The sequence below is a fragment of the Streptomyces lydicamycinicus genome (genome assembly GCF_000829715.2).
GTDB classification, from domain to species: domain Bacteria; phylum Actinomycetota; class Actinomycetes; order Streptomycetales; family Streptomycetaceae; genus Streptomyces; species Streptomyces lydicamycinicus.
Window position 1 is genome coordinate 401362 of record NZ_BBNO01000007.1, and the last position, 14357, is coordinate 415718.

General features: G+C 72.5%; 15 protein-coding genes. 8 read left to right on the forward strand and 7 right to left on the reverse strand.

The window, feature by feature from the left end; all coding sequences use genetic code 11:
• Positions 1 to 58 precede the first annotated feature (58 nt).
• Positions 59 to 481 carry a MarR family winged helix-turn-helix transcriptional regulator gene (locus TU31_RS24260; protein WP_042158187.1) on the forward strand — a complete coding sequence of 141 codons (423 nt, stop codon included), beginning with the start codon at positions 59 to 61 and terminating at the stop codon, positions 479 to 481.
• Positions 482 to 502: 21 nt separating this feature from the next.
• On the opposite strand, the gene TU31_RS24265 is transcribed toward TU31_RS24260, so the two are convergent.
• The gene (locus TU31_RS24265) at positions 503 to 1984 is read right to left on the reverse strand and encodes an APC family permease (RefSeq protein WP_042158892.1); all 1482 of its coding nucleotides are present in this window, start codon (positions 1982 to 1984) and stop codon (positions 503 to 505) included.
• A gap of 412 nt (positions 1985 to 2396) precedes the next feature.
• Between TU31_RS24265 and TU31_RS24270 the strand changes: the two genes are divergently transcribed.
• The 4 genes from TU31_RS24270 to TU31_RS24285 all read left to right on the forward strand — a co-directional run bounded on the left by TU31_RS24270 (position 2397) and on the right by TU31_RS24285 (position 5805).
• Positions 2397 to 3860: a purine-cytosine permease family protein gene (locus TU31_RS24270; RefSeq protein ID WP_052719032.1), complete on the forward strand. Its 1464-nt coding sequence runs from the start codon at positions 2397 to 2399 to the stop codon at positions 3858 to 3860.
• Between the two features lie 610 nt (positions 3861 to 4470).
• Positions 4471 to 5043 carry a CAP domain-containing protein gene (locus TU31_RS24275; protein WP_052719033.1) on the forward strand — a complete coding sequence of 191 codons (573 nt, stop codon included), beginning with the start codon at positions 4471 to 4473 and terminating at the stop codon, positions 5041 to 5043.
• 121 nt (positions 5044 to 5164) lie between these two features.
• The gene (locus tag TU31_RS24280; RefSeq protein ID WP_063770822.1) at positions 5165 to 5437 is read left to right on the forward strand and encodes a toxin-antitoxin system HicB family antitoxin; all 273 of its coding nucleotides are present in this window, start codon (positions 5165 to 5167) and stop codon (positions 5435 to 5437) included.
• Positions 5434 to 5805: a hypothetical protein gene (locus tag TU31_RS24285; RefSeq protein WP_042158188.1), complete on the forward strand. Its 372-nt coding sequence runs from the start codon at positions 5434 to 5436 to the stop codon at positions 5803 to 5805. The genes TU31_RS24280 and TU31_RS24285 overlap by 4 nt, the downstream gene beginning before the upstream one ends.
• A gap of 22 nt (positions 5806 to 5827) precedes the next feature.
• Here TU31_RS24285 and TU31_RS24290 read toward each other — a convergent pair whose 3' ends face one another.
• From TU31_RS24290 to bioB, 4 genes are all read right to left on the reverse strand, one after another.
• Positions 5828 to 6499, reverse strand: a complete 672-nt coding sequence (locus TU31_RS24290; RefSeq protein WP_042158189.1) for a class I SAM-dependent methyltransferase — start codon at positions 6497 to 6499, stop codon at positions 5828 to 5830.
• 203 nt (positions 6500 to 6702) lie between these two features.
• Positions 6703 to 7404: a dethiobiotin synthase gene (gene bioD / locus TU31_RS24295; RefSeq protein WP_042158190.1), complete on the reverse strand. Its 702-nt coding sequence runs from the start codon at positions 7402 to 7404 to the stop codon at positions 6703 to 6705.
• A gap of 150 nt (positions 7405 to 7554) precedes the next feature.
• Positions 7555 to 8859 (reverse strand): adenosylmethionine--8-amino-7-oxononanoate transaminase, encoded by a 1305-nt coding sequence (locus TU31_RS24300; protein ID WP_042158191.1) that lies wholly within the window; start codon positions 8857 to 8859, stop codon positions 7555 to 7557.
• Positions 8852 to 10015: a biotin synthase BioB gene (bioB, locus tag TU31_RS24305; RefSeq protein ID WP_042158192.1), complete on the reverse strand. Its 1164-nt coding sequence runs from the start codon at positions 10013 to 10015 to the stop codon at positions 8852 to 8854. Before bioB ends, TU31_RS24300 begins: the two co-directional genes overlap by 8 nt.
• 156 nt (positions 10016 to 10171) lie before the next feature.
• Here bioB and TU31_RS24310 point away from each other — a divergent pair, with 156 nt between their 5' ends.
• Both TU31_RS24310 and TU31_RS24315 read left to right on the forward strand, forming a co-directional pair.
• Entirely contained in the window at positions 10172 to 11398 is a 1227-nt protein-coding gene (locus TU31_RS24310) for an 8-amino-7-oxononanoate synthase (protein ID WP_245698672.1), read from the forward strand.
• A 278-nt stretch (positions 11399 to 11676) separates the two neighbouring features.
• Positions 11677 to 12105 (forward strand): ATP-binding protein, encoded by a 429-nt coding sequence (locus TU31_RS24315; protein ID WP_042158193.1) that lies wholly within the window; start codon positions 11677 to 11679, stop codon positions 12103 to 12105.
• 28 nt (positions 12106 to 12133) lie between these two features.
• Here the strand turns inward: TU31_RS24315 and TU31_RS24320 are convergent, their stop codons facing one another.
• Entirely contained in the window at positions 12134 to 13051 is a 918-nt protein-coding gene (locus tag TU31_RS24320; RefSeq protein WP_042158194.1) for a LysR family transcriptional regulator, read from the reverse strand.
• Positions 13052 to 13122: 71 nt separating this feature from the next.
• On the opposite strand from TU31_RS24320, the gene TU31_RS24325 reads away from it, so the two are divergent.
• Positions 13123 to 13782 (forward strand): LysE family transporter, encoded by a 660-nt coding sequence (locus TU31_RS24325; protein ID WP_042158195.1) that lies wholly within the window; start codon positions 13123 to 13125, stop codon positions 13780 to 13782.
• A 97-nt stretch (positions 13783 to 13879) separates the two neighbouring features.
• Here TU31_RS24325 and TU31_RS24330 read toward each other — a convergent pair whose 3' ends face one another.
• Entirely contained in the window at positions 13880 to 14353 is a 474-nt protein-coding gene (locus TU31_RS24330; protein ID WP_042158196.1) for a C40 family peptidase, read from the reverse strand.
• Between the last annotated feature and the right edge of the window lie 4 nt (positions 14354 to 14357).

The following is a 14357-nucleotide window of genomic DNA, read 5'->3' on the forward strand; positions in this document are numbered from 1 at the left end:
CCCACGGGACCTCACACCGGAGCCAGAGATCGCCGAGACCGACGCCGACGTCCCCTGGATGCGCGCCCTCCACGCCGACACCGGCTACCTTCTGTACCGCCTCGGCCTGCGGTCGGGGAGCATGTTCAACACGGCGCTCCAGGAGTACGGCCTGCGGCTGCGCCACTACGCCCTGCTCCGGTATCTGACGACCGTGGAAGGGGCCCTGCAACGGGAATTGAGCGAACGGCTGGGCTACGACCCGAGCGCGATCGTGAGCCTGGTCGACGACCTCCAGGACCTCGGTTACGTCGAACGCCGGCCCGCGCCCGGCGATCGCCGCAGCCGCATCGTCGTCCTCACGGACCAGGGCCGCAGCGCCCTGCGCGACACCGACGAGTCCAGCCGTGAGGTCACCGACGAGCTGCTCGTCCCGCTCGATGCCGATGAACGGGAGCTGCTGCACGCACTACTGCTCCGGGTCGCCGAGCCGGAGCAGTAGCCCCGCCGGCCCGGACCCGCGCTACCGGGCCGGGCCGGTAGCGCGTTCCTCGTTCCGGGGCCGGGTGCGCCGGCGCTGCGTCAGGTAGCCGGCGGCGGCGACCGCCAGCAGCAGCGCGACCGTGCCGAGGGTGAACGCCTCGAAGCTGAGCCGGGAAACGCCCCAGACCGCCCGGAAGTCGTACGGGAGGCCGAACAGCCGCTCCAGCGTGCCGGGAAACAGCGCCACCCATGAGCCGAGCACGATCCAGCAGTAGACGAGCAGCGTCGCCACGGTGAAACCGCGGGTGCCGAAGGGGACCTGGTAGGGCCGGGGCACCTCGCGGTGGCGCAGCCGCAGCGCCAGCAGCGAGGGAACGACCGCGAGATAGGACAGCAGCAGGGTGGTGATCGCGACGGTCAGCACCACGCCGAAGACCGCCGAGGCGTCCCCCTTCGCCAGGTTCATCGCGGCGGCCATGAACACGGTGGCGGTGACGCCGGAGAGCAGATTCATCCGGACCGGCGTACCCAGCCGCGGATGGAAGGCGCCCAGGCCCCGGCTGAAGAACCCGCCGTCGGCCGCCGCCATCGCCTGCATCCGGTCGGCGACGATCATCCAGGCGCTGCCCTGCGTCAGCAGCGCCACCACGAACAGCACCGCGACGAAGGTCAGCACCGGTTCGCGCCCGTCGCCGTAGATCCCGAAGACCAGCCGGGCGGCATCCATGAAGCCGCCGACGCCGGTGACCCGGCCGGGCGGCGCGGCCGAGAGAATGGCCAGCACCGGCAGCAGATAGCAGCAGGTGGCGATGGTCCCCGACACCCCGATCGCCACCGGCACATCGCGCTGCGGAGCGAGCATCTCGTCGCCCGCCGCATTGGGCGCCTCGAAGCCGACGAACGCGAACAGCAGCACCGGCACCAGCGCCAGAAACCCCACCCCCGTGGGGGAGAAGCCGGCGCCCTGGAGGCCTCGGAAGCCGTGCTGGATCCCGTACGCCACCGCCGTACCGGTGAAGAAGGACAGCGCCAGGACCTTGGCCCCGGCGCCGGCCGTGGTGATCCACTTGCCGCGGCGCAGCGAGACCACCGCGGTGAGGATCGCGGCCCAGATGAAGGCCAGCTTGAAGGCGTAGTCCGCCACCGTTCCCGAGCCGAGCCGGAGCACGAAGCCGTCCCATGCCGCGGCCGCCACGAAAACCAGCGAACCGCCGAGCCAGACGGGGTTGGTGACCCAGTAGAACATCGTGGTCAGCACGGCCGCCGGCCGCCCGAAGGCCACCTCCACCCAGACATAGGGCCCGCCTTCCTGCGGGAACGCGGCCCCGGTCTCGGCGAACACCAGGGCGTAGGGCAGCAGGAACGTCACTGCGAGGACCGCGATCCAGGTGACGGCCTGCCCGCCGCCGGCGGCGATCTGCCCGATCACATCGAAGGAGATCACGGCGGCGACGCCCATCGCCATGATGTCGAAGCGCCGCAGACTGCGCTTCAGATGCGGGACGGGGGCGGGGACGGACACGGCGTGGGTCCTCCTGATGGCCGGTGCGGTCGCGGTGGGTCCGGTCCGTCGCTGCCCTCCGTGGGCCGGGCCCGCGACGGTCACATCGTGCGGCATCGGCTCCGGCCGCATCGGCAGCGGCACGCCCTGCGGCGAATGCACCGGCCGGTATCCGTCGTTCGTCGAGTCACGCTCGGAGGCTGGTGGAGAACCGCGCGCCGGCGCCGTGCGTCTCGCACCACATGGAGATCCCGGGGAGGACGGATCTTGGTCATTGACCTGGTGGCCCGGGTGCCCGAGACTCCGTTCAGCCCCCCTCGTCGGCCGCCGCCCCACCGGTCATCCGGCAGCTCCACGCTGCCCGTCCGCCGGTTGGCCGTCCCGTCACCCACCAGCCCGCGACCCCGCGCGGGCCAGCCACGAGGAGGCCGCCGTGATCGATCGGCACGGAGCCGCGCAGCCCGGCGCGGTCGGAACCCACACCGCCGACGAAGTGCCGGAGCGCGCACGGCACGGGGGTGCCCGTGCGCTGTTCACCCTCGGATTCGGTACCCATATCGCCCCGTTGGCCCTGGTCACCGGCGCGATGACGGTGCAGGTGTTCCACCAGCCGCTGTGGTCGGGCGTCTTGGCGGTGCTCGTCGGGCAGTTGTTGGGCGGGGTGTGCACGGCGTCGCGTGGGGCGAGGGGTCCGCAGCCCGGTGGAGCGCGCAGCCCCCGGAGCCGGGTCCGGTTCGGCTCGCCGGGCGCACTGCCGAGCGTGGCCGTCGCGGCCGCCGTGTACGTCGGGTTCTTCGCCGCTCACCTCGTGCTCGCCGGGCGGTCGCTGCATGCCCTCGCGCCCAACCTGCCGGCCGGCGGGGGCATCCTGCTCGCCGCCGTCGGCTCCGCGCTGCTCTGCCTGACCGGCCGGCGCCTGCTCCACTTCCTCCACAAGACGGCGGCGGTGGTCCTCGGCCTCGGCAGTCTGGCCGGCCTCGCCGCCGTCGTGGCCCGCGGCCTGCCCTCGGACTTCCTCACCCGGGGCGGCTTCACCTTCGCCGGCTGGCTCGCGATCGTCTCTCTCAGCGCCCTGTGGCAGCCGGCCCTCGCCCCGTACGTCGCGGACCCCGCGCGCTCGCTGCCCCGGCCCGCCCGCACCGCCGTCGCCTTCCGGGCGAGGTACGGGGGCTCCTGCCTGGGCTCCCTGCTGCCGTTCCTGGCCGGTGCGGTTGTCGCCCCCGTTTGCCCGGGCCCGGACCCGGCCGCCGGATTCGACGCCGTGGCCGGGGCGTTCGGGCCGGTGCTGCTGGCACTCTTCCTCTTGATCGTCCTCCACCACAGCGCGCTCAACCTCTACCGCGCGGTGCATACGACCCTCACCTTCGGGCAGTCACTCCGGGCCCGTCGGGTCCGCGGCGCGGTGGGCGCTCTTGTCCTGGCCGGCGGGCCGGCCCTCGCCCTCGGCCTCGTCGGCGACTTCGTGCCGCGTTTCGCCGATCTGGCCCTGGTGCTGCTGGCCGTGCTGGTGCCCTGGGCGGCGATCAATGTCATCGACGTCGCTCTCCTGCGCCACGGCAGCCAGTACCCCGAGGAGGCCGACGCCCCGGACGACGACCACCACGGGCGCTTCGACCCGGTCGCGCTCGGCTCGTACGCCCTGGGCCTCGCCGTCCAGCTCCCGTTCCTCGCCACCGGCCCGTACACCGGCCCGATGGCGGCGTACTTCGGCGGCGCGGCTCTGTCCTGGCTGGTCGGGCTGACCGTGACCGCGCCGTTGTACTTCCTGTGGGCGCGGTCCCGGCGGCGGTGCGACGGGGGAGCGGTGTTCAGTGTGCGCGAGCAGGCCGCCCGCATCCTCGATCCGCTCCGGCCGCTGTACCCCGAGGACGTACGAGGCTTCGCGGACACCCGTTAGGACCCCCGCTGAAGGCACCGCCCGCGGCCCGCGGCCCGGCTGAAGCGCCCCGCACTCCCAGGCCCAGAATTTCTGTGCCTGGCCCGAAAATCGCTTTCTCTACCCCGGGGTTGAAAAGGCGCTGGGCATCGTACGGAACTCGCGGGCGATTTACCAACGGCCGCCATATCCCCGGTGCAAGTTCCTTTGTGACGATGCTTTCCGGGTCCGCCGCACCGCCGAACTTCTCCCGATACGCAGGATCCGTGTCGCGTTTTCAACTCCCCTATATAGAAGGGGAGTTGGCGGTGAAGCGGAAGGGGCGAGGTGTTGAAGGTGGCGCTGTCATGCATTCAAAGAGGCTCTAAAGCGGGCATGTTGCATCATTCCGTCCGCGCCCGGAGGGTGGTGGTGCATCTTCGGCTGAATTCGAGTCCGGAATGCTTTGTTACGGTGACCCCTGTTCCCGGAAAGGCAGTTCGGATGGTCGAACGGCCTGCGGGGAGTGGTGGTGCCGCCGTGTGCTGTCCGCTTTCCGTTCCGGCATTCCCTCATGGAGACGATTTAGTTGAACGTGAAATTCTCTTCGGTGAAGCGCGAGGCGCGTGGTGCTCACCGGCGCCGGGTTCGGATGATTCCGATCGGTATCCTGGCCGCGGCCGGTGTCCTCGGCGGATCGCTGGCCGTGTTCAATTCCCAGGACAACGCGACGGCGAGCGAAGCCTTCCCCCGGCCCTCGGGCAGCACCACCCCCGACGCCTCACCGAGCGACCGGCCCTCCACGCCGGCGCCGAAGGCGACCACGCCGGGCAACAGCAAGATCGACCGCTACGAGGCGGAAATCAACCGGCTCGTCAACAAGGCACGGGTCGAGCACGGCTGTGCGCCCCTGCACCGCGACCCCCGTCTGGACAAAGCCGCCCGGCTGCACAGCCAGGACATGGCCGCCCACAGCCACTACTCGCACACCTCCACCGACGGCAAGGGTCCGAAGGAGCGGATGGAAGCGCAGGGGTACGAGGATGCCTCGTCGGAGAACATCGACGCCTGGCCGACGACTCCCAAGGATGCGTTCGACGCCTGGATGCACAGCCCCGACCACCGGGCCAACATCCTTGGCTGCCAGTCCAAGGCCACCGGCATAGGTGTCGCCCTGGGCGGTAAGCACCGGGCCTACTGGACCCAGGACTTCGGCTACAAGTAAAGCCGGGCCGTGGGCGCCGTCCGCCCGGTTGCCGCGCAGTGGGGCGACCGGGCGGACGGGCCCCGGGGCTCCACCGCCCCGCCGCTTGCCGCTGCTAGCGGATGCGCGCTAGCTTTAAGGGGTGGCGAAGACGCAGCTGAACGTCAGGGTGGACGAGGCCACTGCCGAAGCGGCGCGAGAGCGCGCTACGCAGCGGGGAGTGAGCATGAACCGCTATATCGAGGAGCTCGTCCTCAAGGACGCCGGCGAGGTCGGCCAGACCTTCGTCGAGGCGGCCTCCGACTTCATGAAGCAGTACGAGCGCGTCTTCGCCGAGGAATTCGGCCGGCAAGAAGGCAGTCCCCCTGCCACCCCGGGCACCACCGACCACGAAGGACTGCCGGGCACCACGTGACACTGCGCATCGACCTCGCCTGGCTCCTTCTGATCGCCGAACAGCACACCCCCGGAGACCCCCAGGTCACCGACTGGGGCGCCCTGGTGGCCGCCGTCAGCCGCCATGAAGCCGAGATATTCGGTGTGCCCGTCTACACCGATCCCCAGGACCGCGCCGCCGCGCTGCTCCAACTCCTGCTCCAGGTACCGGCGTTGGAGGAGGCGAATGCGATGTTCGCGACCGCCGTCGCCTATGGCTACCTCGTCGCCAGTGGTCTGAAGATCGCCACCTCCCCCGAACAGGTCCGCGACCTCGCCCGCCTCGTCAGGGACGGTACGGCCGACGTCCGGGCCATCGCCGACGCGCTGCGCACCTGGACGGTCTGAGCGCCGCCCGCGCGCGGGCCGCTCAGTCGGCCGGCCGGCGGGCCGTGCCCAGCACCGCCGGTGAGGTCGGCAGCGTCGGCCCCCGCTCCGGCACCCGCAGCCGGCGCACCCGCAGTACCTCGAACCCGGCCGTGCGGATCTCGCCCAGCGGGTCCCGGCCGGTGTGACAGCCGCCCATCAGCAGCGGCCAGACGGTCCGGTCCAGCGACCACTGCACCGCCGCCAGCCCGCGCCCCGCGGCCCGCCCGTGCTCGAAGAACCGCAGCTCACCGCCCGGCCGCAGCACCCGCCGCAGCTCCAGCAGCGCCCGCTGCACCTCGCGCACCGAACACAGCACCAACGACGCCACCGCGGTGTCGAACGCTTCGCTCTTGACCGGCAGCGCCTCCGCCACCCCCGGCACCAGATCCACCGGGACTTCCGCATGCGCCGCCGCCGACCGGGCCACTTCCCGCAGGGTGGGCTCCGGCTCGATGGCCACCACCTCCGAGACCGTCCCCGGATAGTGCGCGAAGTTCAGCCCGGTGCCCGCGCCGACCTCGATGACCCGGCCGGTGGCGCCGGTCAGCAGCTCTTTCCGGAGCGCGGCCACCCCCGCCCGGGCATCCGCGGCCGGACCGCAGCAGTTCGCGTAGAAACGGGCGAACACCGGGTGGTGCACCGTGCCGTGCGGAACTCTTCTGCGCTGCCACATGACGGACCCCTTCGCCGACGATGCCCGCTCCTGGAGTCAGTCTCCCCGCCGGGCGGGCAAGGAGTCTTCGGGAGCCACCCCGTCAGCGGTCCGGACATCCGTACGAGGCGGGAGCGGCCCTGGCACCCGGGGCAGGGGCCGTACGTCTCCCGTCCTCGCGCACCGCGCGGCGCGTACGGCGGTGTGCCGAGGCCGCACCACCGTCACGAGGGGATGTCGAACGCGCCCGATCCGCCGAGCGCCGGAGCCAGCCAGTCCGGGGCCGCGGTGCGGAAGGCGTGGGGCGCGAGCCCGCCGGAGCCCTCCGGGACCACGCCGAGGAGCGGGGCGTCCGCGGCGTCCGGTAGGTCCGCCAGATTGCAGCGGGACGCGAGGTCGGGCTCGGCCGGCCAGCTGCCGATGACGACGCCCGGGGAGTCGAGCCCGTACGAGCGCAGGGCCAGCGCGGTCAGCGCGGTGGCGTTGAGGGTGCCCAGGCCCGCCTGGGCGACCACCAGGACGGGGGCCCCGGCCAGCCGCGCGGCGTCGGCGAGCGTATGGCCGTCCGCGTCGAAGCGGACCAGCAGCCCGCCCGCGCCCTCGACCAGCACCAGGTCGTGCGAGGCGGCCAGTTTGGCGACGGCCTCGGCGATGTCCCGCGGCCCGACCGGCGGCAGCCCGGCCCGCAGCGCGGCCGTCGCGGGCGCCAACGGCTCCGGAAAGCGGGCGAGTTCGACGCCGGTGACCGGGCCGGCCAGCCGCTCGACCTCCGCCACATCACCCGGCTCATGGGCCGTGACGCCGGTCTGGGCCGGCTTGAGCACGGCCACCGAACGGCCCCGGGCGAGCGCCGCCGCGGCGATCGCGGCCGTGGTCACGGTCTTGCCGATCTCCGTGCCCGTGCCCGTCACGAACAGCACCGACATGGTTGTGCCTCCGACTCTGCGCGGCCGATCCCGCGCGCAATGACTGGGAATGTTGCTGGGTGCCCGGTGCGTACCGGCACCGGTACCGGGGCGCAGGCGGCGGCGCCGGGCGGCGGGGGCGCGGACACCCGGCCACCGCCGCCCGTACGGTCAGCCCTCGCGCGCCGCCGCGCACACCGCGGCGCAGATGCGGGCCACATCGTCGTCGCCGGTGATGTACGGCGGCATGGTGTAGATCAGATCCCGGAACGGACGCAGCCATACGCCCTCCCGGACCGCCGCCCGGGTCGCGGCCGCCATGTCCACCTCGTGGTCGAGCTGGACGACGCCGATCGCGCCGAGCACCCGCACGTCACGCACCCCGGCGACGCTCCGGGCCGGGGCCAGACCGTTCACCAGCCCGGCCTCGATCCGCTTGACCTCCTGCGCCCAGTCCTGGGACAGCAGCAGTTCGATCGAGGCATCGGCGACGGCAGCGGCCAGCGGATTGCCCATGAAAGTCGGGCCGTGCGCCAGCACCGGCAGTGCGCCGCGGGAGATCCCGTCCGCCACCGCCGCCGTGCACAGCGTCGCCGCCAGGGTGAGATATCCGCCGGTCAGAGCCTTGCCCAGGCACATCACATCGGGCGCGACGCCCGCATGTTCAGCGGCGAACAGGGCGCCCGTACGGCCGAAGCCGGTGGCGATCTCGTCGAAGACGAGCAGCACGCCATGGGCGTCGCAGGCCTCCCGCAGCACCCGCAGATAGCCGGGGGAGTGGAACGACATCCCGCCCGCCCCCTGCACCACGGGCTCCACGATCACCGCCGCCAGCTCCTCGGCGTGCCGGGCGATCAGCTCGCGCAGCTGCGCGGCATACGCCTCGTCCGGCGCCGCGTCGAAGCCGGCCGGCGGGGTGTCCGCGAAGATCTGCCGCGGCAGCACCCCCTGCCACAGCTCATGCATTCCGCCGTCCGGATCGCACACCGACATCGGCTGCCAGGTGTCGCCGTGATAGCCGCCCCGCCAGGTCAGCAGCCGCTGTTTGCGCGGCTTCCCGAGCGAGCGCCAATACTGGAGGCACATCTTGACGGCGACCTCGACCGACACCGAACCGGAGTCGGCGAGGAAGACATGTTCCAGCGGCTCCGGGGTGATGTCGACCAGCCGCTTCGTCAGCCGGACGGCCGGCTCATGGGTCAGCCCGCCGAACATCACATGGCTCATCCGCCCCAACTGGCTCTGTGCGGCGTCATTGAGGACCGGGTGGTTGTAGCCGTGCACCGCCGACCACCAGGACGACATGCCGTCCACCAACTCGTCCTGACCCTCGACCGGTTCGGCCAGCCGGAGCCGGACACCGGACGCGGACTCCACCAGCAGCGGTGCGGTCCGGCCGGGCATCGGCCCGTACGGATGCCACACATGCTGCCGGTCGAGCGCGAGCAGTTCGCCGGGGGTGAGCGGCTCAGGCATTGGGCGGCAGGTCGGTACCGGCACCGCGGCGGCGCACCGAGACCAGATCACGGCGGGTGTCGTCGGACGGTGCCGGGACGGTGGCGGCGATCTCCTCGGAGTCGCCGTCCGCGTCGTCGGCCTCGTCGGCCGCCGCCGCGCCGCAGTCCTGCCTGCGGTGCTCCGGCAGTGTCGTGGTGTCCGTGCCCTCGACCTCGAACCCGGCGTCCGCGATCATCGCGAGGTCGTCCTTGCCGGCCTGGCCCTCACTGGTCAGATAGTCGCCGAGGAAGATGGAGTTGACCAGGTGCAGGGCGAGCGGCTGGAGACTGCGCAGATGGACCTCGCGGCCGCCGGCCAGCCGTACCTCGATGTCCGGGCAGACGAACCGCACCATCGCCAGGATCCGCAGCGCACGCTGCGGAGTGAGGTTCCACTCCTTGGCGAGCGGGGTGCCCTCGAAGGGGATCAGAAAGTTGACCGGGACCGAGTCCGGGTCCAGTTCGCGCAGTGCGAAGACCACATCGACGAGGTCGGCGTCGCTCTCCCCCATACCGGCGATCAGCCCGGAGCAGGCGGACATACCGGCCGCCTGGGCCTGCTGGACGGTGGACACCCGGTCCGAGAAGTCATGTGTGGTGCAGATGTCGCCGTAGGTGGCTTCCGAGGTGTTCAGGTTGTGGTTGTACGCATCGGCGCCCGCCGCGCGCAGCCGGCCGGCCTGGCCGTCGGAGAGCAGACCGAGACAGGCGCAGACCTCCACGCCCTCGTTCTGCTCCTTGATGGCGGAGATGGTCTCCGAGACGCGGTCCACGTCCTTGTCCGTGGGGCCCCGGCCACTGGCCACCAGACAGACGCGCTTGGCGCCGCCGGCCACCCCGGCGGCCGCCGCCTTGGAGGCGTCATCCGGCTTGAGCCAGGTGTACTTGAGGATCTCGGCCTTCGAGCCCAGCCGCTGGGAGCAGTACGAGCAGTCCTCGGGGCACAGACCCGACTTGAGGTTGACGAGATAGTTGAGTTTGACCCGCCGCCCGAACCACTGGCGGCGCACCTTTCCGGCCGCGGCCACGACATCGAGCAGTTCGTCATCGGAGGTCGCCAGCACGGCCAGCGCCTCTTCGCGGGTCGGCAACTCGCGCCGCAGTCCCTTGTCCACCAGTGTGTTCAGCAGGTCCATGGCGTTGATCCTGGCGTACGCCACCGCCTCCGGCCAAGGAGGATCTCCACAACGAGCCCCGATCGAGGTGTGTGTATCACCACACCGTGAGCGTGCGGAACGACCGCTAACGTCTATCGACAGCCGACAATCGAGGCCGACAGACGAAGGACGCCGATGCCGCAGGACTCCGCCCCGTCGCTGCTCCACGACACCGCGCCGGCGACCCCCGGCGAGCCCCCCGCCGCTGCCTCCCGGCCGGTGTACGACGCGGCGTTCGACTGGATCGACACGGCCCGCGCCGCACGCCATCGTGCCGGTCTGGTCCGCACGCTGCGCCCCCGCCCCGCCGACTCCCCGCTGCTCGATCTGGCCAGCAACGACTATCTCGGACTCGCCCGGCACCCCGAGGTCACCCGCGGTGCGGCCGCCGCCGCGCACCGCTGGGGAGCCGGTGCCACCGGCTCCCGGCTGGTCACCGGCAGCACCGAGCTGCACGCCCGGCTGGAGGCGGAACTCGCCGCGTTCTGCGGCTTCGAGGCCGCTTTGGTGCTGTCGTCCGGTTATGCCGCGAACCTCGCCGCCGTCACCGCGCTCACCGCCCCCGGCACCCTGCTCGTCTCCGACGCGGGCAACCACGCCTCCCTCATCGACGGCTGCCGGCTCTCCCGGGCCCGTACCGAAGTGGCCCCGCACGCCGACCCCGAGGCCGTGCGCGCGGCGCTGACCGGCCACGACGGCCGGGCGCTCGCCGTGACCGACTCGGTGTTCTCGGTCGACGGCGACGCCGCGCCGCTGCCCGCGCTCGCCGAGGTCTGCCGGGCCGCTGGCGCCGCGCTGCTCGTCGATGACGCGCACGGCCTGGGCGTCCTGGGCGACGGGGGCCGCGGCGCGCTGTGGGCCGCCGGGCTCGCCGGTGACGGCGATGTGGTGACCACCGTGACGCTCTCCAAGTCCCTCGGCTCCCAGGGCGGTGCGGTGCTCGGCCCGGCCCGGGTCATCGAGCACCTGGTCAACACCGCCCGGTCGTTCATCTTCGACACCGGACTCGCCCCGGCCGCGGCCGGCGGCGCCCTGACCGCGCTACAACTGCTGCGCCGCGAACCACAGCGCGCCGCCCGGGCCGGCCAGGTCGCACGGGAGCTGCACGAACGGCTCACCGCGGCGGGGCTGGCCGCGGTCCGGCCGGACGCCGCGGTGGTCTCGGTCCGCGCCCCCTCGCCGGAGGCGGCGGTCCGCTGGGCCGCCGACTGCCGTGCGGCCGGACTCGCGGTCGGCTGCTTCCGGCCGCCGTCCGTGCCCGACGGGATCTCCCGGCTGCGGCTCACCGCCCGCGCGGACCTGACGGATGCTCAGCTCGACACGGCGGTCGGCACGATCGTGGCCACGGCGCCGACGGCCTGACGCGTACGGCGTTCCGGCCCGGGGGCGGCCGCCGCCACCGGCCCGGAAGCATCCGAACCCCGCTGGTGCGGTGCTCCCAAATCCGGTCTCGTGTGGCAGAGTTCACCGCAACGAGCGATAGGGCTCCGTATATGTGGGTGGATCGGGTATCTCATCGCCGGCGGGGGTGGCAGTCTGGCTGCCCAGCAGAAGCCCGAGGCCGCACCGGTGTCCGGAGCGGCATCCCGGCTCCGGTGCGCACCGGACCCGGGCCTCGGTGGGAAAGGGACGGCGCCTCGATGGCAGACCACCAAGCATCCTCACTGACTCTGCCGAGCGCCCCCGCCTCGGTCCGCACCGCCCGCACCCACGCCCTCGCCGTGCTCGCCGAATGGGGCCTGCCCGCCGGCTCCGCACTCGCCGACTCCCTCCGGCTGATCGTCTCCGAACTCGCGACCAACGCCGTCGTGCACACCGTCGGCCGGTCACCGGACTTCACCGTCGAGCTGCGGCTGGAGCGCGACGAACAGCTGCGGGTCGGCATCACCGACAGCCATCCCCGCCGCCCGCGCCGGCTACCCGCCGCCGTCCAGCAGGACAACGGCCGGGGTCTGGTCATCATCCGCTGCCTCGCCGCGGAAGCCGGCGGCCGGCTCTCGGTCGTCCCCACCGAGTCCGGCGGGAAGACCGTATGGATCACCGTGCCGTGGCAGAACGCGGTCCGCTGACCACCTCTGCCGCACCCGACACCTGGGACTACGGCGCGGGGACGTGGCGGGTGAAGGCCCCGCGCAACAGGGCGCGCAAGGTGTCCGCGGCCGGGGCGCCGCCGTCGGGGCGGTAGGCCACCGAGATCCGGCGGAGCAGTTCCGGCGGGTCCAGCCGGCGGACACCCAGCGGGGTCACCGAGCCCTCCGCCATCATCTCCGGGACCACCGCCACCCCGAGCCCCGCGCTCACCAGCGCACACACCACCGCATAGCTCGGCGACTCGCAGCGCACCGCCACGCTCGCCCCGGCGGCCGCCAGCACCGCCTCCACGGCACGCCGGTTCGGGTTGGCCGGTGCCATGCTGACCAGCGGCTGACCGGCCAGCTCGGCGAGCGGCAGACGTCCGGCGCCGGCCGACAGGGCGTGGCCGGGCGCGGTGACCAGCACCAGTTCCTCGGTCAGCAGCGGTTCGAGCCGCACCCCCTCCGGCGGCGGCATCGCCTCGCCCGGCACATACGTGTGCGTCAGGGCCAGGTCGACCTCGCCCAGCGCCACCGCCGCGGTGGCCTGCGGAGGCACGTACTCGATGACGCTCAGCTCCACATCGGGGTGCGCTCGCCGGAACGCGCTGAGCGCGGGCGGCAGCAGATGCGTCCCGGCGGTCATGAACGTGCCGACCCGCAGCCGGCCGCCGGACAGCCCCGTCAGCCGGGACAGCTCGTGCCGCGCCTGATCCAGCTCGTCGAGCACCCGCCGGGCCCGTACGAGCAGCAGCTCACCGGCCGCCGTCAGCCGTGCCCCGCGGTGGTGGCGCACCAGCAGCGCCGTACCGGCCTCCCGCTCCAACTTGGCGAGCTGCTGGGAGAGCGCGGGCGCGGTGTAGCCCAGCCGGTCGGCGGCTCTGCTGATCGAACCGGCCTCCGCCACCGCCACCAGAGCGGCCAGCCGCGTGGGGTCGTACATAAGAACCTCTTTAGGCCCCCCAAGAACATTGCCACTCCCCATTAAAGGCTCTGACCAGCGAAACTGCTCCCATGGACGGACAGCTGATCGCCTTCACCGGAGTCGCCGCGGGCATGGTCGCCATGCCGGGCGCGGACTTCGCGGTCGTGGTGCGCAACGCGCTCGACTCGCGCCGGGCGGGGGTGGCGGCCGCCGTCGGAGTGGCGGGCGGGCTGCTGGTGCACACCGCACTGGCGGTGGCCGGGCTCGCGGCCGTGCTGGTCGCCGTGCCCGCGCTCTTCGGCGCCGTCCAACTCCTGGGCGGGGTCTATCTGTTGTACCTCGGTGTCGGTGCGCTGGTCGCGGCCGTCCGCCGCAGGGGGACGCCCGACGGTGCCGCGACCGGCCCTGCCGCGGCACCGGCCGACGCCCCGGCCGCTCGCCCGGGCACCGCGCGGAGCCTGCGCCAGGGCTTCCTGACCAACGCCCTCAACCCCAAGGCACCGGTCCTCTTCCTCAGCCTGCTCCCGCAGTTCGTCCCGGCCGGCGAGCCCGCGCTGCCCCGTACGCTGCTGCTCGCGACGATGGTCGTCGCCATGGCGCTGGTGTGGTTCCCGGCCGTCGCGCTGCTGGTCGACCGCCTGGGCAGCTGGCTGCGCCGCCCACGGGTCACCCAAGCGCTGGAAGCCGTCACCGGAGCGCTGCTCACCACGCTGGGCGGCATCCTGCTCGTCGAGGTCGCGCTGGCCTGAAGGACGGGCACGGGCCCTAGGCCGGCCGCGCCTTTCAAGGGCACACCAAGTGCGCCAATCCCACTGTGAATTGATCACACGTGAGACGAAATTCCGGTCAGCCCACACGTCCGTAGGAGACCGCGCCGCTCCAGATCCGTTCCAGCCGCACCACGCTCCCGGCCTTGGGGGCATGCCACATCCGGTCCCGGCCCGCGTAGATGCCGACGTGGTAAATGCCGCGTGCGGAACGGAAGAAGACCAGGTCACCGCGTCTGCGCAGGGAGGCCGGGAGATGCCGGGTGCGGACGTACTGCTCGGCGGCGGTACGGGGCAGGGCCCGCCCGGCGCGCTTGAACGAGTACAGCGTCAGCCCCGAACAGTCGAAGCGGTACGGCCCTTGGGCGCCGTACTGGTAGGGCGCGCCCCTTTTGGAGGCCGCGATCCGCAGCGCGTAGGCGGACACGGAGGCGGCTTCGGCGTTCCCGGTCTCTCCCGGGGCGACGGTTGTCCCGCCCAGGGTGACCAGCGTCAGAGCGGTGACGGTGCCGGCGCGCGCCAGCAGATTCGGCGTATGCATGCGCACAGTCATGCGC

What these genes read in the sequence shown, in the direction of transcription:
- TU31_RS24275 (WP_052719033.1), top strand. Translation starts at nt 4,471, where the DNA reads ATGATTCCGATCGGTATCCTGGCCGCGGCCGGTGTCCTCGGCGGATCG.
- TU31_RS24325 (WP_042158195.1), top strand. Translation starts at nt 13,123, where the DNA reads ATGGACGGACAGCTGATCGCCTTCACCGGAGTCGCCGCGGGCATGGTC.
- TU31_RS24290 (WP_042158189.1), bottom strand. Translation starts at nt 6,499, where the DNA reads ATGTGGCAGCGCAGAAGAGTTCCGCACGGCACGGTGCACCACCCGGTG.
- bioD (WP_042158190.1), bottom strand. Translation starts at nt 7,404, where the DNA reads ATGTCGGTGCTGTTCGTGACGGGCACGGGCACGGAGATCGGCAAGACC.
- TU31_RS24260 (WP_042158187.1), top strand. Translation starts at nt 59, where the DNA reads ATGCGCGCCCTCCACGCCGACACCGGCTACCTTCTGTACCGCCTCGGC.
- TU31_RS24300 (WP_042158191.1), bottom strand. Translation starts at nt 8,859, where the DNA reads ATGCCTGAGCCGCTCACCCCCGGCGAACTGCTCGCGCTCGACCGGCAG.
- TU31_RS24320 (WP_042158194.1), bottom strand. Translation starts at nt 13,051, where the DNA reads ATGTACGACCCCACGCGGCTGGCCGCTCTGGTGGCGGTGGCGGAGGCC.
- TU31_RS24330 (WP_042158196.1), bottom strand. Translation starts at nt 14,353, where the DNA reads ATGACTGTGCGCATGCATACGCCGAATCTGCTGGCGCGCGCCGGCACC.
- bioB (WP_042158192.1), bottom strand. Translation starts at nt 10,015, where the DNA reads ATGGACCTGCTGAACACACTGGTGGACAAGGGACTGCGGCGCGAGTTG.
- TU31_RS24310 (WP_245698672.1), top strand. Translation starts at nt 10,172, where the DNA reads ATGCCGCAGGACTCCGCCCCGTCGCTGCTCCACGACACCGCGCCGGCG.
- TU31_RS24315 (WP_042158193.1), top strand. Translation starts at nt 11,677, where the DNA reads ATGGCAGACCACCAAGCATCCTCACTGACTCTGCCGAGCGCCCCCGCC.